The 21,459-nt window shown below is 60.9% G+C and carries 18 protein-coding genes and 1 pseudogene; 13 read left to right on the top strand and 6 right to left on the bottom strand.

What is annotated here, in order from left to right:
* Positions 1–12 precede the first annotated feature (12 nt).
* The 4 genes from DI605_RS19340 to DI605_RS19325 are packed head-to-tail and all read left to right on the top strand — an operon-like array spanning position 13 to position 5,397.
* A complete protein-coding gene (locus DI605_RS19340) occupies positions 13–2,055 on the top strand; it encodes a hydantoinase/oxoprolinase family protein (RefSeq protein WP_293977073.1) in 2,043 nt (680 codons plus the stop codon).
* Positions 2,052–3,761: a hydantoinase B/oxoprolinase family protein gene (locus tag DI605_RS19335; protein WP_293977071.1), complete on the top strand. Its 1,710-nt coding sequence runs from the start codon at positions 2,052–2,054 to the stop codon at positions 3,759–3,761. Before DI605_RS19340 ends, DI605_RS19335 begins: the two co-directional genes overlap by 4 nt.
* On the top strand, positions 3,758–4,966 hold the full coding sequence (locus tag DI605_RS19330) for a M14-type cytosolic carboxypeptidase (protein WP_293977069.1): 1,209 nt from the start codon (positions 3,758–3,760) through the stop codon (positions 4,964–4,966). Before DI605_RS19335 ends, DI605_RS19330 begins: the two co-directional genes overlap by 4 nt.
* Positions 4,963–5,397, top strand: a complete 435-nt coding sequence (locus DI605_RS19325; protein ID WP_293977067.1) for an SRPBCC domain-containing protein — start codon at positions 4,963–4,965, stop codon at positions 5,395–5,397. Before DI605_RS19330 ends, DI605_RS19325 begins: the two co-directional genes overlap by 4 nt.
* A gap of 47 nt (positions 5,398–5,444) precedes the next feature.
* On the opposite strand, the gene DI605_RS19320 is transcribed toward DI605_RS19325, so the two are convergent.
* Complete coding sequence (locus DI605_RS19320; protein WP_293977065.1) at positions 5,445–6,146, bottom strand: TetR/AcrR family transcriptional regulator; 702 nt, start codon at positions 6,144–6,146, stop codon at positions 5,445–5,447.
* A 602-nt stretch (positions 6,147–6,748) separates the two neighbouring features.
* Here DI605_RS19320 and DI605_RS19315 point away from each other — a divergent pair.
* The 7 genes from DI605_RS19315 to DI605_RS19285 all read left to right on the top strand — a co-directional run bounded on the left by DI605_RS19315 (position 6,749) and on the right by DI605_RS19285 (position 16,275).
* On the top strand, positions 6,749–9,289 hold the full coding sequence (locus DI605_RS19315; RefSeq protein ID WP_293977063.1) for a TonB-dependent receptor: 2,541 nt from the start codon (positions 6,749–6,751) through the stop codon (positions 9,287–9,289).
* Between the two features lie 56 nt (positions 9,290–9,345).
* Entirely contained in the window at positions 9,346–10,614 is a 1,269-nt protein-coding gene (locus DI605_RS19310) for an aromatic ring-hydroxylating dioxygenase subunit alpha (protein WP_293977061.1), read from the top strand.
* Positions 10,611–11,126, top strand: coding sequence for an aromatic-ring-hydroxylating dioxygenase subunit beta (locus tag DI605_RS19305; protein ID WP_293977059.1), 516 nt, complete (start codon positions 10,611–10,613; stop codon positions 11,124–11,126). The genes DI605_RS19310 and DI605_RS19305 overlap by 4 nt, the downstream gene beginning before the upstream one ends.
* Before the next feature lie 113 nt (positions 11,127–11,239).
* The gene (locus tag DI605_RS19300) at positions 11,240–12,076 is read left to right on the top strand and encodes a TIM barrel protein (protein WP_293977057.1); all 837 of its coding nucleotides are present in this window, start codon (positions 11,240–11,242) and stop codon (positions 12,074–12,076) included.
* Positions 12,073–13,668 carry an NAD(P)/FAD-dependent oxidoreductase gene (locus DI605_RS19295; protein WP_293977055.1) on the top strand — a complete coding sequence of 532 codons (1,596 nt, stop codon included), beginning with the start codon at positions 12,073–12,075 and terminating at the stop codon, positions 13,666–13,668. The genes DI605_RS19300 and DI605_RS19295 overlap by 4 nt, the downstream gene beginning before the upstream one ends.
* A gap of 34 nt (positions 13,669–13,702) precedes the next feature.
* A complete protein-coding gene (locus DI605_RS19290) occupies positions 13,703–15,085 on the top strand; it encodes an MFS transporter (RefSeq protein ID WP_293977053.1) in 1,383 nt (460 codons plus the stop codon).
* A complete protein-coding gene (locus tag DI605_RS19285; RefSeq protein WP_293977051.1) occupies positions 15,082–16,275 on the top strand; it encodes a pyridoxal phosphate-dependent aminotransferase in 1,194 nt (397 codons plus the stop codon). Before DI605_RS19290 ends, DI605_RS19285 begins: the two co-directional genes overlap by 4 nt.
* 26 nt (positions 16,276–16,301) lie before the next feature.
* Here DI605_RS19285 and DI605_RS19280 read toward each other — a convergent pair whose 3' ends face one another.
* Together DI605_RS19280 and DI605_RS19275 are read right to left on the bottom strand one after the other, a co-directional pair.
* Entirely contained in the window at positions 16,302–16,934 is a 633-nt protein-coding gene (locus DI605_RS19280) for a flavin reductase family protein (RefSeq protein WP_293977049.1), read from the bottom strand.
* Positions 16,935–16,938: 4 nt separating this feature from the next.
* The gene (locus DI605_RS19275; protein WP_293977047.1) at positions 16,939–17,868 is read right to left on the bottom strand and encodes a carbon-nitrogen hydrolase family protein; all 930 of its coding nucleotides are present in this window, start codon (positions 17,866–17,868) and stop codon (positions 16,939–16,941) included.
* Between the two features lie 98 nt (positions 17,869–17,966).
* Between DI605_RS19275 and DI605_RS19270 the strand changes: the two genes are divergently transcribed.
* Positions 17,967–19,091: a cupin domain-containing protein gene (locus DI605_RS19270; protein ID WP_293977045.1), complete on the top strand. Its 1,125-nt coding sequence runs from the start codon at positions 17,967–17,969 to the stop codon at positions 19,089–19,091.
* A 25-nt stretch (positions 19,092–19,116) separates the two neighbouring features.
* Complete coding sequence (locus tag DI605_RS19265) at positions 19,117–20,028, top strand: fumarylacetoacetate hydrolase family protein (RefSeq protein ID WP_293977043.1); 912 nt, start codon at positions 19,117–19,119, stop codon at positions 20,026–20,028.
* A gap of 73 nt (positions 20,029–20,101) precedes the next feature.
* Here DI605_RS19265 and DI605_RS19260 read toward each other — a convergent pair whose 3' ends face one another.
* The 3 genes and pseudogenes from DI605_RS19260 to DI605_RS19250 form a co-directional block, all read right to left on the bottom strand.
* A complete protein-coding gene (locus DI605_RS19260) occupies positions 20,102–20,506 on the bottom strand; it encodes a thioesterase family protein (protein WP_293977041.1) in 405 nt (134 codons plus the stop codon).
* Entirely contained in the window at positions 20,503–21,138 is a 636-nt protein-coding gene (locus tag DI605_RS19255; RefSeq protein ID WP_293977039.1) for a MarR family winged helix-turn-helix transcriptional regulator, read from the bottom strand. The genes DI605_RS19260 and DI605_RS19255 overlap by 4 nt, the downstream gene beginning before the upstream one ends.
* Positions 21,021–21,459 (bottom strand): annotated as a pseudogene (locus DI605_RS19250) (hypothetical protein); the annotation flags it as partial. The pseudogene DI605_RS19250 and the gene DI605_RS19255, both read right to left, overlap by 118 nt.

Genomic DNA, 21,459 nt, shown 5'->3' with positions numbered 1-21,459 from the left:
CGAAGGTATTCGATGGCCCGTTATCGGATCGCGATTGATATCGGGGGCACATTTGTCGACGCGGTTCAACTCGACTGCACCTCGGGCACTCTCAAGATCGCCAAGGCTGCGACGACGCCGTCGCGGCCAGCCGATGGCGTCATCGAGGCGGTTCGTCTGCTCGGCACTCCGCTCGATCAGACGGACATTTTCGTTCACGGCACCACCCTACCGCTCAACGCGATCATCGAGCGCAAGGGCGCGCGCACCGGCTTCATCACGAATGCGGGCTTCCGCGACGTTCTGGAGATCGGGCGCGCCAACACCCCGTCCGCGCACATGTATGATTTCGCCTACGAGAAGCCAGCGCCGCTCGTGGCGAGGCGCCATCGCCATGGCATTGCCGGTCGGCTTGATGCCAGCGGATGCGAGCTCATCCCGCTGGACGAGGATGCTGTGCGCACGGCTGCGCGCGCACTCGCCGCACAAGACGTGAGCGCCGTGGCCGTCACGCTCCTGCATTCCTACGTGAACCCCGCGCACGAAGCGGCGATCGCTCAAATTCTGAGACGCGAGTTTCCCGAGCTCGCTGTCTCGGTTTCATCCGAAATCTGCCGGGAATATAGGGAGTATGAGCGCGGCATGACGACTGTGCTCGACGCCTACATCCGGCCGATCTTCAAACGCTATATCGGCGAATTGCGGAATGGCCTCGAACGACTGGGCTTTACCGGACAGTTTCTCGTGATGCGGTCCAGCGGTGGCGCAACCACCGCGGAACTCGCCATGCGGGCCCCCATCTTCACCGTGATGTCCGGCCCGGCCGGCGGTATCGTCGGGGCGACGGAGCTTGCCCGCGCGATCGATCGCCCGCGGGTGATTACACTCGATTATGGGGGAACCAGTCTCGACACGAGTGTGGTGGAGGATTTCCAGCCCAGCGTCGCGCTACAGGCGTCGCTCGAAAGTCTCCCCTTGCTGATACCGATCTTCGATATCCGATGTATCGGTGCGGGCGGCGGCTCGATAGCGTCCGCTACGGACGGCATGCTCGAGGTCGGTCCGCGCAGCGCCGGGGCGGATCCGGGGCCGATCGCCTTCCGCAAGGGCGGCGTCGAGCCAACGACCACGGACGCCGCTATCATTCTGGGATATATGGATCCCGGCGGCTTCCTCGGCGGCCGGATGCCATTGGATGCCGAGGGCAGCCGGGCCGGGCTCGACCGATGCGTCGCGGCGCCGCTCGGCCTTTCGATCGACGACGCGGCGGCTGGAATTTTCGACATTCTCGTCGCGCGCACGGTTGGTGCGATCCGCGAAATCACCGTCGAACGGGGCAAGGATCCGTCTGACTTCGCCTTCCTGGCCTTTGGCGGAGCCGGGCCGCTGATCGCCCCATTGCTGATGCGCGAACTGGAAATTGCCGAACTTATCGTTCCAACCCTGCCGGCTGCATTTTCGGCTCGCGGCATGCTTCTCTCGGATGTGGTGTCGGAGTTCGCCCAGACAGATATCATCACGCTGTCTGAAGCCGCGCTGCCGCGTTATCACGCCCATGCAGAGACTGTATCCCGGCGCGTGACCGAAACGCTTGCCGGTCAGGGCTTCGATCCGGCAGACCTTTCGATCACGCTGCTGGTGCAATGCCGTTATGCCGGCCAGGAAAATGTGCTGGAGGTGCCTTTTGCGCCTACCCAGGATGCAGCCGCGATCGCCGAGAGCTTCATTGCGCGCCATCTCCAGATTTACGGGCATGCCATTCCGAATGCGGCGATCCAAATCGTAACCCTGCGCGCCTGCGCGAACGCCAATCTGGATAAGCCGCCCTTTGCAAATGATAGCCGCGCGGCCACCAAGCTCGTCGACGCCCTGAAAACGCCCAGGGACGGCTTCTGCTTTGCTCTCCGGAGCCGCGTTTCCTTCAATGTGTTCGATCGCGAGAAACTCCGGCCGGGCCACGTGCTGGCCGGCCCTGCGATCATCGAGGAAGCGACCTCCACCACCGTCATCCATTCCGACCAGCACGCGGAGATTGATCGCATGGGAAACATCATCGTCACGCAGGCGAAACCATGAGCGCAGTTCCTCCCCGGATGGAGGTGGTGCGAAGCTATTTCCTCTCCGCCGCCGAGGAAGTTCGGAGAACGCTCATTCGAACCGCCTTCAGCACCGCCATCTATGAAGTGCTCGACTTCGGCATCTCGCTTTACGATCGCCATCTCGATCTGATCGCCGACGCGCCGGGGCTGGCAATGTTCCTAGGTGCGAACGATTATGCCATCCGCAAGGGCGTGGACTATATCGGGTTGGATAATCTTGACCCCGGCGACATCGTCGTCATGAACTATCCTTATTGGAATTCGGCGCACGCTGCGGACGTCACACTGTTCGCGCCAATCTTCGATGCAGCACAAACCACGCTGATCGCCTTTTGCTGCATCCGCGCGCACTGGAAGGATCTGGGCGCCAAGGATCCAGGCTATGTGCTCGATTCCACCGACATGCACCAGGAAGGGCTCATCTTCCACGGCACCAAAATCTATCGGCAAGGCGCTCTGAACACCGAGCTTCGCGAACTCATCCGCTTCAACTCCCGCTCACCGGATATTGTTCTGGGAGATCTCGAGGCACAGGTAGCGGCCATTCGCATCGGCGAGCGACGGCTCCAGGAAATGCACCGGAAGTTTGGTGCCCGAGCCTATGACGACACGATCGCGCGGATGCTGGAGCATGGCGAACGTACGACGCGCGCAGCCATTGCGCTGCTGCCCCAGGGAAGCTGGGAGGCGGAGGACATCATCGATGACGATTCCGTATCCGACGATCCGGTTCCCATCCGGGTCCGCGTCACAATCGAGCAGGACAAGGTCATCTTCGACTTTGCCGGCTCATCGCCCGCCGTGCGGGGACCAATCAACATTCCTCCGGGATTGACCCAGACAATCTGCAAATTTGTCCTCAAATCTCTGACAACCCCGTCAATCCCGACCAATGCCGGCCAGTTTCGCGCACTGGAGGTTCGTGCACCGGAGGGGAGCCTCTTCTCCGCCGCCTATCCGGTCGCAACTTATACGCAATGGGGCACGCACGTGGCGGTGGACCTGGTCTACAAGGCGCTCGCCAAGGCACTGCCCGAGCGGCTCGCAGCCTGTTCCGGTGGTGACCTGTTCGGCTTCATGATGGTCGGCCAGAAGGACGGCGTTCGCTTCGCAATGGGATCGAACGACGCGGTCGGCTGGGGCGCGACGATCGACCACGACGGCGGCAACGCACTCAACCATATCTCAGGCGCGCTGGTGCGAAACACGCCGATCGAAGTGATGGAGATCAAGAGCGCGATGTTCTGCGAGATATTCGAGCTACGTCCCGATTCCGGTGGTGCGGGTGAGCATCGCGGTGGTCTCGGCCTGAGCCGCACGATCCGCTTTGCCGCCCCGGGCGAATTCCTCACGATCAACAAGCGCTCCAAGTCCGCGCCATGGGCGCTGCAGGGTGGATGCTCGCCCGCACCCAATCAGGCAATCTATTTCCCGGGAACGCCGACGGAGGTCCGCGGCGGCACTCATCGGGCCGCGGTCGCCACCGGGGACCGCGTCATATGCCATTCCGCAGGGGGTGGCGGCTATGGTGACCCAAGACGGCGGGAGCCCGCGAAAGTGCTGGAGGATGTGCTGGACGGCTATGTCTCCGTCGAACAGGCAAGGTTGAGCTACGGTGTCGCCATAAGCGGTAACGAGATCGACTGGGTGGCAACGACCATGCTTCGCCGGCCGGCATCATGAGTGTCGCCGATATCGCCGCAACATTCGATCCCGGCTTTTCCGTCACCGCACATATCCCTGGGGGCAGCGCGCGGATTCTGGCGCAGGATAAGCCCGAGGATCTCCGCATCGGCCTGAAACAGGATCCCGGAGGGGATTTCGACGGACATTATCACTTCAGGATAACGGGCGCTCGCGGCAAGCAATGCCGGATAACCTTCGTCAACGCCGTCACTTTGTCTGGTGGTTTCGCGGCTCTGGTGGCACGGCGGGGCGGTACGGCCGCCGGCCCATGGGGCGACACTGGCCCTCGGCTCTCCTACGATCGGAAGAACTGGATCCGGGTGATGGGCCGGATCGAAGGAACCGACTATATCGCCGAGTTCACGCGAGAATCCGACATCTGCTACATCGCCCAGTGGGCTCCCTATTCCATCGATCGGGAACTCGATTTCATCGCGGCGCTGCAACGTTCCGGGATGGTGCGGTGCGGCAGCCTCGGCCGCACTCTGCTGGGCAGCGATATCGATTATGTGATGGTGGGCGACGCCTCCCCCGCAAAGCGACAATGCTGGCTCATCGGGCGGCAACACCCGTCGGAAACGATGAGCGGCTTCTTCATGGAGGGCCTGCTGACCCGGCTGACCGATGCCGGGGACTCCGTTTGCAAGGCGCTGCTCGATCAGGCCGTGATCCACGTGGTACCCAATATCAACCCAGATGGCAGTGGGGGCGCATTCACGCGGCTTAATGGCGGCATCGCCGATCTGAACCGCTGCTGGGAGGAACCCGACCCCGAAATCAGCCCGGAAGTATATTGGGTGCAGAAACGAATGGTGGCGACCGGCGTCGATTTCTTCATGGATTGCCATGGAGATGAGGAGTTGCCCTGCGTCTTCCTGGCGGGGCCCCTCAAGCCGCCATATGGATCGGATCGACAGAACAGACTGTTTCATGCGTTCGAACTCGCATGGGCCGCAACCTCGCCCGATTACGAACCTCATCAGCCTTATCCCGGCGGCGAGCCGACATCCTGCAGCGTTACCCGGGCATGGCATTGGGCGGCGGATCGCTTTGACTGTCTGTCCGTACTGCTGGAACAGCCGTTCAAGGATACCAGTTGTACGCCCGATCCCCTTCGTGGCTGGTCCCCGGAAAGGGCCAGCGCATTGGGGGCATCTTTCATCGATGCCCTTTTCGGCGTCGTCGGGCAATTGCGCGTATGAGTGGCGATGGTTCGGTACGCATAGAGCGCTTGATCGCGGCCCCTCCTTCGGCCGTCTTCGAAACGCTGCTCAATCCCGATGCAATGCGGCACTGGCTCGCGCCCCATCATTTCCGGGTACTCGATCTAGACATGACAGCCCGCGAAGGTGGCACGTACCGGGCCGTGATCGGCGAAGAGGCCGACAATGGGATCGTCACCGGCTGTTTTGAGAAGCTCGTTCCAGGCCGGCATGTGCGGATCAGCTGGTGTTGGCCAGACATCGACACGGACGACGTCTCCCATGTCGACATGCATCTAAGTGTCGTCTCTCCGGGAACGCTGCTGGCCCTCACGCACGACAATCATCGTTCGGAAGAACAGCGCCAGGCGCGGAGCCGTGCGTGGGCAAGTTGCATAGGCAAGCTTTCCGACTGGCTTGCGCGGCAGTAAGATCGCCCTGCCGCGCGCCGGCCGGTAACAACCGCGTCCGGAAGGAGCTATTTACCCCGGCGCACCGCAGGCTTCTTCACGGGGGCGGCTGGACTGTAGATCTTGAGGAACTCGTCAATGCCGATCGCAAGTCGCTCGGTCACCGGAAGATCCTCCTTCCGCATCTCGAACCGAAACAGCAACTCTCGCTGGATAGGCGCGATCGTAAGCTGCCAGAACGAATCCGCAGCCCTGTCGAGATTGTCGATCGCCAGTTCCTCGCGTAGCACCAGCCGCTCGAGAATGCGCGCCATGCCCGTTTTGGCCCGGCCATAGCCACTGGCATGGATGATCTCCCCCAGTGAAGGGAAGCGATTGAGCTCACCGAGGATGAGCCGGTGCAGGGAGATCCTGCTGTTCGCGAGCATCACGTCGGCGTAGCGGCTCGCGAAATCGAGCAACGTCTGCGCCGCCGGCTTGTTACTGGACAAAGTCTGGTCGACTGGTGCCAGAACATCATCCACCATCGATCCGATCACGCCGAGGAACAGATCTTCCTTCGATGTGAAGTGATTATAGATCGTGCGCTTGGAGACGCCTGCGACCTCGGCGACGCGATCCATGCTTGCCGTCGCGTAGCCCTCCTTCAGGAAAACCTCGAGCGCGCTGTCAATTACCGCGCGCCGTTTCTCGATCCTCGTACGCGAGGGGCGCTCCACCTCCGCTTCGCCCGACCGCTGCTTGATATCCTCCACCACATCGCTCGCCATTGCTCTATCCTATATCCGCAAATCACTGCACTTCATCGCCACGCGCACAAGCTGCGCAATGCCTCTCCACCAGTTCGGCAAGACAAAGCGTCTCCATCGTCGCATCGGCGGACAGGTTCGGCAAACCCAAGTTTACGCCCGCCTCGATCAGCTCCGATACCGCGAGATTGCAGCGGCAACACTATACCGTATAGTGTGACCCATTAGCGATGCCAACCGTGGGCCGTCAGGCATCAAGAATCCTTCGCCCCCCCTCCTCCCGAGGCGACGATGCGCCGGTTGATCTCCGGCAAAAGATGCGCTCCAACATCGGCGCCGACCCGTCGGCGATGCCAGAACCAAGCACAGCTCGCTCTCAATCGCGCCTCGCCACAAAGTCGCCCTCTCGTGAAATTATGATTGCACTACACGGTGTAGTTATATACACCGACTATCGGTTCGACCGAGAGTGGCGACAATAACATACCGCCCAACTCGGTATCAAACCAGGAACTTAGGCTGCGCCGGAGAGTGCACCGGGTTCGACGCAGGAGATCGGACAAAAACGATGCGGCGCGAGGAAAGTCGCGCCCGATTTGGGGGGCGTCATGACGAACACGGAGATGGGCAGCCGCGCTGCTCTGACATTGGCCCTGATCTATGCCGGGATGGTTGCTCCGACGACAGCCAATGCTACGCCCGGCTCGACCGAACAGGCCGGGGCGGAAACGAAGGGCGATTCGGCGAATGAGGTGATCGTCACCGGAACCCGCAGCTTGGGCATGCTCGCGGTGGAGAGCCCTTCGCCTATCCAACTTCTCGACGATTCCGCGCTGAAACGCGTCGGCCAGAACGATCTGATCCAGGCGTTGGCCCAGAACCTCCCATCGGTTCAGGCTCAGGCTTTCGGCGGAAATGTGGATGCCTTCCATCTGTCCTTCAAGCTGCGAGGCCTCAACCCCAATCACACACTCGTTCTGATCAACGGGAAACGGCGACACGGGACGGCCAATATCTCCGTGAGCGGCGGCGCCTATAACGGCAACGCCGCCGCCGATATCAGCCTGATCCCGGTCGATTCAATCGCACGTGTCGAAATCCTGCAGGATGGCGCGGCGGCGCAATATGGAACGGATGCTATCGCTGGCGTGATCAACATCATCCAGAAAAAGGACAGTTCGGGCGGTGTCGTAACGGCCAATGCCGGCCAATATTTCGACGGCGGCGGGCGAACGTGGGATGTGGCGGGCAATATCGGCATCGAGCCGTTCGAGGGCGCCTATCTGAACCTCACGGCCGAACGGCGCTATCATGGCTACAGTTTTCGCGGCAATCTTGACCCGCGCGTGATCAACACGGGCGTCGCGGGGAATAGCGGCGCGACCCTGCTCGCACGCTTTCCAACCCTCGTGAACGCGCCGGATTATCCCTATGTCAATCGCATATCGGGCGATCCGAAATATGATCTGGCAACCGTAACCTACAATGGCGGTTATGATCTCGGATCGGGGATCGAACTTTACAGCTTCGGCAGCTATGCCCATCGCACCGGCCGGGCCAATGAAAATTATCGCCTGCCGAACGTTGTTGTCGGCGTTTCGGCGACGGACATTCCCTTCCCATATGGCTTCACACCGCAGCAGGTGGCACGCGAAACCGATTATTCCTTCACCGGCGGCGTATCTGGCAGTGTCGACAAGCTGAACTGGGATCTCAGCACCACATACGGTAACGACAAGGTCAACGTCGCAGTGGAGAATACTGCCAACGCCTCGCTCTACTCCAACTCTTCAACCGCAACGCGCGCGGGCACCACGCCACGCGATTTCCACGCGGGTGACTTCATCGCTTCCCAGTGGACAACCAATCTCGATCTTACCCGCGCGTTCGACATTGGCTTGGCGGAGCCAGTGAACGTGGCGGCCGGCATCGAATATCGGCGCGAAATCTACGAGATCGTCGCTGGCGATCCGACGTCCTACTACGGCACGGGCTCCCAGTCCTTCCAGGGCTATGCGCCCGTCAATGCGGGCAGGCACGGGCGCCACGATTGGTCAGAATATCTCGACGTGAGCGTGCGCCCCGTCGAAAAGTGGCTGATCGATGCCGCCGTGCGTCACGAGGATTATAGCGATTTCGGGTCCACGACGGTGGTAAAGGGTACCACCCGATACGATTTCACGCCTGCCATTGCGGTTCGCGGGACGGCTTCCACCGGTTTCCGCGCACCGACCCTCGCCGAGGAATATTATTCGGGTATCGGCGTCGGCCCCACGCAGATTTCCGGTGTCTTCGCGCCGAACTCGCCCGGCGCCTCCTCTCTCGGCATCCCCGGCTTGAAACCTGAAAAGTCGACCAACTTCAGCGCCGGCCTGGTGCTTCGTCCCGCGCCGCGCCTTCGGATGACCCTCGACGGTTATTCGATCGAACTGCGCCATCGCATCGTTCAGTCCGGCACCTTCTTCGGCTATAACTCCAACCGGACCGTCACCGTCTCCCCGTCCGTCATCCAGGCGCTTTTGGCCAACGGAGTCACGATCGATCCGGCAATCTATTCGGCCTCGAGCGGCAGCATCGGCGTGACCGCATTCGTCAATGGACTGAACACTCGCACACGAGGCATCGATTTTGTAGCGAATTATGCCAGCGACTTTGGATCCTTCGGCACCGTCGACTGGTCCCTGACTGCCAATTACAACAAAACCAAGATCACCAACCTCGGCAAGCCCCCCTCGAATGTGAACCAGGGCATTCTGCTCCTGGACGCAGCGGCCCAATCGACACTCGTCAAGACCACTCCGAAGGTCCGCGCGACCGCAGGCGCATTCTGGTCGTTGGGCCGGCTTAGCCTGAACCTTCGAGAATCATATTACGGCAGGAGCTACCAACTCATTCAAAATCCGGTTCTGGCCAATTACGAAAAAGCAGAGGTCAACGGGAAGTTTATCACCGATATAGAGCTATCATATAAGCTCTTCAACGGCCTTAAATTATCCGCTGGAGCAAACAATCTATTCAATACATATCCCACAAAAATTCCAGCATCCCTTATGAATGCCTATTACTCCATCAGCTCATCTAGCTACGCAACACAATACCCGCGAGAGACGGCGCTTAACATCAGCGGCGGATATTATTATGGCCGCGCAACATTCTCCTTCTGAAAACCAGAATGAGAAAAATTCCCGGCGCGAAGCCCTGGACGATCCGGAGGAACAATATGACCGAACAGGAAAGGCAGCGTGATCTTGGCGCGCTGGTCGAGGCGGATCGGCTCGCGCCGGCGCTTTACAGCGACCCTTCGATCTTCGAGGAGGAAAAGCAGCGGATCTTTCGCTCCAGCTGGGTCTGGGTCGCGCATGAAAGCGAACTTCCGGGAGCAGACACGTTCAAGACGAGCTGGGTGGGAACCGAACCCGTCATCGTCACCCGCGACAAGGGCGGACAATTCCATGTCCTGCTAAACCGCTGCCGCCATCGCGGTGCCACAGTGTGCGAAAAGAAAAAGGGCAAAGCTCCGGTCTTCGTCTGCCCCTATCATGCCTGGACGTATGAGACCGACGGGCAGCTACGTAAGGTTCCGTTCTCGGATGGTTATCCGGAGCCGTTCGACAAGGCCGATTATTCGCTGCAGCGGCTTCGCGTGGAGATCCATAACGGGATGATCTTCGCGACGTTCAAGGACGATATCGAACCGCTCGCCGAATGGCTCGGCCCTGCACGCAAATGGCTCGACCTCTTCCTGAAACAAGATGCTGGCTATGGCATCAAGGTCCTCGGTGAGCACAAATTCCGCTTCCCTGCCAACTGGAAGATCCAGCTCGAGGTCACCACCGATTCCTACCACTTCCCGATCGTCCACAAGACGTTTCTCAACGCGCTCGATGAGGAAACGGAGAACCTGATGGACGTTCTCGGCCATGGCGGCTGGATCGAGGATCTCGGCCATGGTCATTCGGTGATGGTGATGATTCCCGAACTGATCGATCTCGACGAGAATCTCGATATCCCGATCCCGGAAAGGTTTGCCGAACTCGCCAAAGAGCTTGCGACGGAAGGGCATGACGATCGCTCGGTGCGTCGTATCGTACGCGCAGTCGGCGGTACGGGGTTCAATCTCAATCTGTTTCCTAATCTCGCCTGCTCGCTCGCATTGTTCCGCGTTCTGCGTCCGGTGACGGTCGACGAGACCGAGATACAACATATAGCGCTCGGCATGCATGAGGGCCCCGAGGCAGCCAACCGAATGCGGATCCGCCTCCATGAGCGCTTTCAGGGGCCTATGGGCTTCGGCACACCCGATGACGCGGAGTGCTGGGAGCGGGTCCAGCGCGGCGTGAAGGGCGGTGCAGACATGTGGATCATGATTAACCGCGGCACAGATGCGCCGGCCGATGGTCCGGAGCCGGGCCACAATGCCGGCGACGTATCCGCCGAAACCGGCATGCGCGCCGCTTATGCGATGTGGAAGAGGATGATGACTGCATGAGCGTGGCGACGCTGGCGGCGGCATTGCCGCCCGAGACGATGGCAATCCAGAATATCGTGCAATGGTTCATCTGGAAGGAAGCCGAGTTGCTCGACCGCCAAGATTACAAGACCTGGATGGGACTTTGGAGTCCGGGCGGACTCTACATCATCCCGACCGAGTTCGAGCGTCAGGACAGTTATGCTGGAATGGTGAACGTTCTTTACGACGATGCCGACATGCGTGCAGCGCGGATCAAGAGGATGACATCGGGCTTCGCTGCAGCATCCAATCCTTCGGCCCGCACCGCCCGCCAGATATCCCGTTTCGTCATCGAGGAGCAGACGCCACAAGCGATCAACGTCTGCGCGACCATGCTGCTGACGGAATACAAGTACGAGCATACTCGCATTCTGGCCGCCGATGTCGATTACCGGCTTGCGATAGACGGGAATGACCTGCAGCTCGACCGAAAGGTCGTTCGCCTCATAAATGCTGACGATTTCCTGCCCACGATCGGATACCTGCTGTGAACGAGGGCGCGACTAGGCATCCTCACAAATTGGTCGCGACCAGCTGGACGCAATCGGGGCCGGCAGCCCCCTATTCAGGGCGCAACTGGAGCCCCTGGAGCTTCGAGCGGCGCGTGGCGGGCCTTGCAAGGGCCGGGTTCGCCGGTCTCGGCCTCGTACAGGAGGACCTAGCCTACATTCTCTCCCACGAGGCGCACGGTGCAAATCGACGCGCCCGGCTGGAATGGATGCGAGAGATCGTCGACCGGGAAGGCATCGAGATCGTCGAACTGGAGTTCCTCACCAACTGGATGTTGCCGCCGGACGATGCTCGCCGGCAGATGGAGCAGCCGATGCGGGATTTGCTGATGGAGGCGGCCCCGATACTCGGCGTAAGCCACATCAAGATCGGCAATTTCGGCCTTCCCGCTTCCGTGCAGGATTTGAGAAGTCGCTTCGCGGAGATCTGCGATGAAGCCGCGGCTGCGGGCGCCCGGATCGGAATGGAAATTTTTCCGATCGATCCGAATGCACAAACACTCGACCAGGCACTCGAATGGTGCGGGGACAATCCCAACGGCGGCCTCTTTCTGGACGTCTGGCACGTCAGCCATGCCCCGCGCATCACTTTTGAGGATGTCGCACGGCTCGATAAATCCCTGCTCGTCGGAGTCGAATTGGATGACGGATGGCTGCCGACGCCGGAAGAAAACGCGATACTGAACGGACCCGACGGACTGGGCTTTGCCGAGACGACGCTGAACATGCGGCGCCTTCCAGGTCAGGGCAATTTCGATATTGTCGGCTTCGTACGGGCCGTGGTCGGTACGGGATTTAGCGGTCCCTGGGGCAATGAAATCCTGTCGGAAGAGTTTCGACGGCTGCCGATGGACGTCGCCTATCCTCGCGTTGTTCGGGCAGCAAACGAACAGCTAGACCTCGCGCTCTCGCCCGCTTTTCAGCCCTCGTGACCAGCACCAGCGTGGCCGAGACATATGACATTGTGATCGTCGGTAGTGGTATCAACTCACTGGTGTGTGCCGCGGAGCTTAGCCTCAAGGGCCGGAAAGTTCTTGTTCTGGAGCGCGCAGAGACCGCCGGTGGCTGTATCAGGACGGAAGAGGTCACGCTGCCCGGTTACCGGCATGACATCTTCTCCATGTCTTATCCACTCTTCGTTACCACGCCCTTCTACCCCATGCTCAAGCCGCATCTGGATCGGGAAGGCGTCCGGATGGTGAGCGCAAAATTTCCAACGGGCGTGCTGCTCCCCGACGGACGATCATTGCTGCTTCGGCAGGATCGTGCAGCCAACGTCGCACGCTTCGATAGCGAGGCGATTGGTGACGGTCAGGCACATGCCCGCGCGATGACCAGCATCGAACGCGCCAGCCCCCTACTCTTTGGCCTGCTCGGTAATGAGCCCAAATCACTCGCCAGCCTCGGGCTGGCGCTGCGCGAAGGACTGACACGGGGCTGGAACGGAACGTCTGCGATCGCCGCGGATGCGCTGGAACCGCTGCGATCGTGGGTAGAGCGCGACTTTTCGTCTGAGCTTCTTGCCGCCCTGATCGCGCCATGGGTCCTGCATGTCGGCCTGGGGCCTGACAGCGCCTTTTCCGCAATGATGGGTAAGATTGTCCTTTTCACGCTGGAAGCAGCGGGCCTTCCCTTCGTTGAAGGGGGGGGAGCTCGGCTTGTCGAAGCGTTCACCCGGATCATTACCACGCATGGCGGCGCGATACGGACGTCCTCCGACGTTGCCTCCGTAATCGTCGAACGCGGCCGGGCGCGCGGCGTCGTACTGGAGACGGGGGAATCCGTGCACGCGGGTCGCGCCGTGGTGTGCAACACGACGCCCACTCAACTCTATAAACGCCTCCTGGCTGATGTTCCCATCGACGGACTCACCCGAAGCGGCGCCGATCGCTATCGTTACGGCCGAGCCGATATGCAGATCCATATAGCGCTCAAGGAACCGCCCCGCTGGCCCTCCCCCGAATTGGCACAAGTCGGCCTGCTCCACCTTACGGCTGGATTGAACGCCGTTTCGAAGGCAGTGAACGAAGCCGATCGCGGCCTGCTTCCCACAAACCCCACCATCGTGGTTGGCCAGCCGGCCGACGCGGATCCCTCACGCTGCCCGCCCGGCGCCTCGCTTCTCTGGATCCAGCTTCAGGAATTGCCCCGTATCGTGACCGGCGATGCCGCAGGCGAGATCGCCCCTCCCGCCGACGGCAGGTGGAACGATGACATAGCGCGCAACTATGCCCGGCGCGTGCTGGACGAATTGCGTCGCCACATCACCAATTTCGATGACGCGGTTCTCGATATCCATGTGATGGGCCCGCACGTACTGGAAAGTTTCAACATCAATCTTGTCGGCGGCGACCCTTATTCCGGCGTCTGCTCGCTGGATCAGTTCCATTTCCTGCGGCCCTTTTCAGGCAACCGCGGTCATGCCACCCCGGTTCGCGGCCTTTATCATATCGGGGCCTCCACTCACCCGGGTCCGGGCCTAAGCGGAACGTCCGGCCATATGGCAGCGGCGGCCATCGGATGATCACTGCCCATCGAGACCGTAGACGCAGACGAACATGCGCGCGACACAGATCCTACAGATGACGACGTCTCACGAAATATCCGTCGCCGATCGGGAGCAAGAGGCGAAAGGATCGCTGACGGCTCCCCTCGCTGTGCCCGTCGGTATTGCGCGGCGATGGAGTCTCATTGCTATCCTGTCGCTCACCGTATTGCTGTCTTATGCAGATCGACTGGTCATAAATCTTGTCGCGGGCGGGATTCAGAACGAGCTGGCGCTCAGCGAGCTCGCAATCAGTCTGGTTATGGGAACCGGCTTTGCGCTGCTCTACGCGCTTTTCGGCATACCTCTAGGGCGCCTTGCTGATCGCCTGAACCGCCGCAACCTGGTGATGGCCGGAATCGCCGTCTGGTCCACCGCGACCGCGGCATGCGCGATCGCGACGAGCTTCGGCGCGCTATTCGTGGCTCGCATGTTCGTCGGGCTCGGCGAGGCGGCGCTCATGCCCGCTGCAACATCGCTGATAACAGACACATTCTCCCCGCAGGAGAGAGGGCGCGCCTTCGGTGTTTTCCACGTGGGTGGAGTGCTCGGCAGCGGCCTGGCGCTCGGCCTCGGTGGGCTCATCCTGGCAAGCGTCGAGCATGGCCTCTTGATGGGATTACCCGTGCTGGGCACGTTGCCGGCCTGGCGCAACGTGCTGCTGATAGCAGCTCTGCCCGGGGCGCCGCTCTGCCTTCTCCTGCTCACGGTAAACGAACCGCAGCGGCAGGGATTGCGCGGTGCGCAGGGGCTGATGGCACTGGTCCGGGCGAGCCTTGCCAGGCGCGCGCGGGTTGCGCGTGCGTGCCTGGCCGTCGGTGTCGTTGCCGCTGGCGACTACGGGCTTCTTTCGTGGCTCCCCAGCATGCTGGATCAAGCGCACGGAATTGAGGCGAGTGTTGGAGGCCAACTGATCGGTGCAATGGTAGCGGGCGGCGGCCTGGGCGGCTGCTTTCTGGGTGGTTGGCTGACCGACTATTGCGCGCGCAAAAAGGGGTTGCCGGCACGCATTTGGTCCATGCGGATCAGCTATGCCATCTGTCTCGCGAGCGTCGTGATTCTGATTTTGCCGAATCCAACGATGGCGCTCTGCGGCGCCGGATTATGGGTCTTCGGATCGGTTTCGGGAATTGTAGCCGCCAACACTTATTTGCCCGAATCGGTCGCCAACGAGCATCGGGCGACGGTGATGGCTTTCTCAAACATCTGCAGCGCCATCGTAGGCATGGGCCTCGGGCCAACCTCCGTTGTCAGCCTGTCATGGCTGATGCCGCAGGCGGCAGATCACGGGCTGCGGCTCGGCATTGCAGGCGTGTGCGGGATAGCCGCGAGCGTGGCTCTGCTGCTTCTTGCCTGGCGCAGCCGCCCCCTTCCCGCTCGGAATGGAACACGATGACGAACAACGCCGCTTATTCCCGGTTAAACCCGCATATGGCTGGGGTTCGCCGTGTCGACTATGCCGCGCTTCAAGACAGGATCGACGCTGGCTACCTGATGCTTGGCTGGGCCGATCCATTCTTTCCCGATCCCTGCCTTCCCGAACATGTGATAGCGGCGGCAAAGGCAACGCTCGATGAAGGCGGTGCGCATTACAGTCTGCCGATCGGTTCACCGCAGCTCCGCCGGACGATCGCCGGCAAGCTTGCACGAGTGAACGGCATGTCGATCGATCCCGATCGGGAGCTGATCGTCACGCCAGGTTCGGACACCGGCCTGTGGCAAGCCATGCAGGTCGTGATCTCGCCGGGAGACGAGGTGCTCAATCCGGTTCCAAGTTACCCCAGCAATGTTCGCAATGTCGAGTTGATGGGCGGCGTGAACGTTCCCGTCCCTCTAGACGCCGAACGTGACTTTGCGCTCGATCTCGACGCGCTGCGCCAACGGATAACCCCGAGTAGTAAACTGATCGTCCTGACGCAGCCCAACAATCCAACGGGCACCGTTCACGACCGTGCGACGTTGGAGGCGCTGGCCAAGATCGTGATCGATCATGATCTGCTTGTCGTCGTCGATCAGGCGTTCGAGGATGTCATCTACGACGGGCGGGAGTTCGTGACCTTCGCCACTTTACCCGGCATGCGCGAGCGGACGATCACCGTCTTTTCCTTGTCCAAGGGGATGGCAATGAGCGGTTTCCGGATCGGCTATACGGTAGCCGCCCCCGAAATCATGGCGATCATGCATGGCACCGCCGTCAACATCCTGGGTGCCGCGAACACGGCGGCCCAGGCTGCCGCCGTAGCGGCCCTTCAGGCGCCTTCTTTCGTTGACGGCTATCGCCGAACCTTCGCCGCGCGACGAAAGCTGGCGACGGAGATTTTCGCGAATGTTCCGGGCGTCAGATTCAGCGCGCCGCAAGCCGGTCTGATGCTATGGCTCGACACATCCTCCCTCGGCAATTCGCGCGACGTTGCGGACCATATTGCACAGAAGGCTCGCATTATCGTGCATCCGGGAGAGAATTTCGGCGGCATCGGCAGCGGATACATCCGTATCATGCTGAGCGCTCTCCGGGACGACATCGCCTTCGCGGATGCACTGCGGCGAACAGCGGACTGCCTAGGCTCATTCGATCCCCAAAACTGACCCAGACGGCTTCCAGCGTTGACGCGTCACTCCCGTCCTCTGAGCCTCCCCCAAACGGGCCGTTTCATCTGAAATGTCGCCGATTGTCGGCTATACCAGCCGGATCCATGCAGTCGGGCGATCAGCCGCATTCCCGGTGAATCGATATAATGGTTTTCCGCGTCCAAAACGAACTCGTCGCGAATATGCGCGTGAAGGACCTCGGCGATAACGGCGATCTGCCGCGGTCCCGTTTCGATCAGATGAAGGGACCGGCACTCAAAGCTCACGGGAGCGCTCGCGATCCGTGGTGGCGCGACGGCAACGGAGGCAGCAGGCTCAAGGCCCGCCAGCACGAACTCGTCAATCTCCGGCGGGGCGTCGATGCAAGTCAGGTTCATGGCCTCGGCATGCGCCTCATCGACAAGATTCACGACGAACTCGCCCCTCGCCCGGATATTCGCCGCAGTATCCTTGAGGCGAAGTTCGGCATGCGCGAGCAGGCCCAGAGCGATGGTGGGAGGGTCGTCGCCCAGAACATTGAAGAAGCTGTAGGGCGCGGCGTTCGCAACGCCGTCCACCGAAAGCGACGTTACCCAGGCGATCGGCCGTGGCGTGACGCAGGAGCCCAGAATCTTGTAGCGGCTCGCCTTGGGCAAAGCGCGCATATCGAAATCCATCGACTCAGCCCTGCCGTAGGACCGCCGTTTTGGGGGCTTCGTCCACGTGGAGACGAAATACGTCGGGGCGGGCATAATGACCAACGACGTCGAAGTCATATTTTCCGCGAACGACCTCGTTCAGATCGAGATCGGCATACAGGATCGTCTCGCCTGAGAAATCGGGTCCGGCCAGAACCTCACCCAGCGGACTGACGATCAGACTTCCTCCGCGCATCAGTATCGTCTCCGCCTCGTTTCCCAGCGCGCAATCATAACCGGCCGGAAACGCGCCTCGCCGGATATGCTGGCATGCGGAAAGGACGTAACATCGCCCTTCGAGCGCGATGTGTTGCATCGTGCCCGCCCACGTATCGCGATCATCGGCGGTTGGCGCGCAATAGATGCTGATGCCCTTGTCATACATGGCTAGCCGAAGGGCCGGCATATAATTTTCCCAGCAGATCACCGCGCCGATTCGGCCGAGTTCCGTTGCGAATACCGGCATTGTCGATCCATCGCCAAAGCCCCAGATCAGCCGTTCCGCGCCGGTTGGCATGAGCTTGCGGTGCTTGCCGATCAGCCCTTTTCGGCCATCCAGAAACAGCGCCGTACAATAAAGCGTGCCGCCGTCACGCTCGAGGCAACCGAGCACCACGAACATATCCGTCTCTCCGGCCGCCTCCACCAGGATCGCCAGTTCGGGCCCGTCCAGAGCAATGGCGGAAGCGTGATACCGCGCGAAATCGTCGCGCCCCTCCGGCTTGCGCATGCCGACCGGCGTCCCGAACGACGCGCCCTTGGGATAGCCCCCGATGAATACCTCGGGAAAAACAGCAAGGCGCGCGCCCGCCGCGGCGGCCTCGTAGAGCAGCGCTGCTCCTTTTCGCGCCGATGCCTCGGGATCGAACGGGACCGACGCCACCTGCACCACTGCCGCCTTGTATCGAGCCACGATTCACCTCCGTCCATCTTCCCGTCCTTATTGCACCGCGTTGACACGAGCGCGCAATATATTTTAAGCTTATAATAATTTTAGAGGGCGGACCCATCGTGACCGAAAGCTTCGATCAATATCGCGAGGAGATAATCGGTCGCGCCAACGTGATCGATACCGCAGAGCTGATCCATTATTATCGCCAGCTGTCAGACGAGCATGCCGGCGCGCTGTGGACGGTTGCGAACAAGATCGAACCGTGGGAGCCAATCTCCGGTTCCGTGCCGATCGTCTGGCGATATGATCGGCTCCGCGATCATGTGCTGCGCGCCATAGACCTGGTCACGCCGGAGCAGGCCGGCCGCCGCGTCGTCTACCTCGCCAATCCCGGACGTACCGACGTCACGGCTGCGGTCGGTTGGCTATATTCGGGAATACAGGTGATGGGGCCCGGGGAAATGGCCTCCAGCCATCGTCACTCGGCCTCCGCGCTGCGCTTCATCATGGAGGGATCGGGTGCCTTCACCAATGTCGACGGCCAGAAGATGACCCTTGGCCGCAACGATTTTGTACTCACCCCGAACGGCACCTGGCATGAACATGGCGTGGCGGAGGACGGGACGATCTGCACTTGGCAGGACGGGCTCGACATTCCGCTGATGAATGCGCTGGAAGCCAATTTCTATGAGGTCCATCCCGACCTTCAGCAGGCCGTGAGCCTCCCTGTCGATGCCTCAACAGCAACTTGGGGTAACGCAGCCTTAAAGCCGGCCGGTGAGAGTTGGTCCAAACGCTATTCTCCGCTGCTCAAATATGAGTGGGAAGCGACCTACGAGGCGCTCGCACGCTACGCCCGCGTCACGGACGGCTCCCCCTATGACGGGGTCCATATGGATTATGTCAATCCGTTTACCGGCGGTCCGCCAATGATGACAATGGGCGCGTCGATGCAATTGCTGCGCCCCGGCGAGCACACCAGGGCGCATCGCGAGGTGGGATCCTTCGTCTATCAGTGCGCGAAGGGAGAGGGCTATTCGGTCGTCGGCGGCAAGCGCCTCGACTGGAAGGAACGCGACATTTTCGTCGTTCCCTCCTGGATGTGGCACGAACATGTCAACGGCTCGGCAAGCGACGACGCCTGTCTCTTCTCCTTTCACGACTTGCCGGTGATGCGCGCACTCGGCCTTTACCGGGCGGAAAGCCTTGCCGAATTTGGCGGCCACCAACCCGTCTTTTCCTGATTGAACAGCTTCCAGAAAGGGCTTTATGCGTCTCGTGACCTATCGCGCCTCCATTGAGGCGGAGAGCCGCTTGGGCGTTCTTGTCGACGACCTTGTCATCGACGTCGCCATCCTCGGCGCCCGCGCGGGCATTCCCATACCGTACCGCATGCTCGATTTTATCGACCTCGGACCGGTCGCTATCACAGAGCTCAAAGCGCTGATCGAGGAGGCGGAAGGTCGCTGGCCGATCAACGGAGCACTCCCGATCGAAAATGTGATGCTGCTTGCGCCGATCCCGCGCCCCCGGAAGAACATCTTCGGCATCGGCCTAAACTATGTGGAGCATGTCGCTGAAAGCGCCCGCGCTCTGGATACGGCCAAGGATCTGCCCACCAAACCGGTCATCTTCTCGAAACCGCCCACGAGCGTGATCGCGCCAGGCGAGCCGGTGGTCCACCGTGCCGATATTACCCGGCAGCTCGACTGGGAGGTTGAACTGGCAGCAGTAATCGGCCGCACTGCCAAGCGCGTCGCGACCAATCAGGCCCTCGACTATGTTTTCGGCTATACCGTCCTTATCGACATGAGCGCGCGCGACAACCGGCGGGGTGGCCAGTGGATCTATTCGAAGGGTCAGGACAGCTATGCGCCCCTCGGCCCCTGCATCGTCACTGCAGACGAAATTCCAGATCCGCAGACTCTCGATCTATGGCTCACCGTGAACGGCGTTGAGAAACAGCGCTCGAACACGCGATTCATGCTGTTCGATGTCGCTTACCTGATCTCGGACCTCAGCCAGGGCATCACCCTGGAACCAGGCGACATCATCGCCACGGGCACGCCGGCCGGAGTCGGCGCTGGACGCGATCCTCAGGAGTGGCTCTGTCCGGGCGATGTCATCGAGGCGGAGGTAACCGGCATCGGCAGGCTGCGCCATCCAATCGTCGCCGGATGAGGGGGCGGGCTCTATGGCCTTCAAGCCGTGGAGCCCGCCGCTCGGGACGGGACGGACAACGATCGTCTTAGCTTCACGCGCGCGCCATTTCACCCAACCGCATGTCAGCCGGCCATTCCACCGGGCGCCCCGTATTCAGATTCATGCACACCAGCACGACGCTGATCTGAAGCCTGTGTTCGTCGGCACACATGACGTCAATCCGCAAATCCGCAGAGGTCTGCCCCGTCCGGGCCACTTCGATCTCGAACGACAGCAGATCGCCAAGCCGGCTCGGCGCCGAGAAGATTGTCTCGAGCTTCACCGTGGGTACTCCCAAACGGCGATCAAGGTGCATCCGTCTGAAGTCGACACCTACATGATCGGCGAAGAAATCCTCGATCGCGGCGTTGAGCATCTCAAAGTAACGCGGATAGAAGACTATGCCGGCGGGGTCGACATGAGCGAACCGCACTTTCTGTCGCGAAACGAAAGTCATGCGTTCCCCTCATCCTCTCCGATCGACGACTTCAAGATCGCAAGCAGATCAAAGAGCGCCTTCTGCTCCGACCGGGACATGCCGTTAAGCATGCCCTTGATCCAGCCATGATGCGCAGCCGCTAGATCGGCGAAGTGCGCGCGCCCCTGCTGCGTCAACGCAACGATCGACGAACGGCGATCCTCGGGCGCCGCGCTGGTAACGATCAGGCCATCGGCTTCCAGCTGGCGCACGAGAGCCGTGACATTACCGTTCGATACGAGCAGCGCCTTTGAGAGCGCGCTCATGCTGACGCCTTCCGGGTGGCGCTCCAACGTCGCCATCACGTCGAATCGCGGCAGGGTCGTATCGAATTGATCCACGAACCGCCGTCGCAATCTCTTCTCGATAATCGTCGAGCAGCTGAGAAGCCGCAGCCAAACACGCACATCCATGCGATCGGCAAGAGCCCCGTCATGCTTTTCGCGAACCCTGACCACACTTTCTCCTTCGTTGCCGCGTAGATCCGTGGCTTTCATGCCGTGATAGCCAAGCGATGCAAGGTACGCGCAAGTTGCGCTTGCCCGGATGCATAAGCCTTCGGAATTGCGACGCCGCGATACCCCACAGTTGCAGCCGCGCGAGCCGTCCACGCGGGATCTATCAGGTGTGGTCGCCCAAGCGCGACAAGATCGGCGCGCCCGGCAGCCAGGATCGAGTTCACGTGATCGGCTTCGTAGATATTGCCGACCGTCATCGTGGGACAGTTGGCTTCATTGCGAATCCGATCGGAAAACGGTGTCTGGAACATGCGACCATGAATGGGCCTCGCCTCGACGGACGTTTCTCCAGCTGACACATCAATCAGATCCGCACTGACGTGCTCCCCTGAAACTCCGCCAGTTTGAGCTAGAGTCCGGCTTCGTGAGGAGACGGACGTGAAGAAGACCAGGTTCAGCGAGGAGCAGATCATC

This window comes from Sphingomonas sp. (assembly GCF_003248515.1).
Lineage (GTDB): Bacteria > Pseudomonadota > Alphaproteobacteria > Sphingomonadales > Sphingomonadaceae > Sphingomonas_I.
The sequence above is the reverse complement of the archived record's forward strand: the minus strand, read 5'-3'. Positions and strand labels throughout refer to the sequence as shown.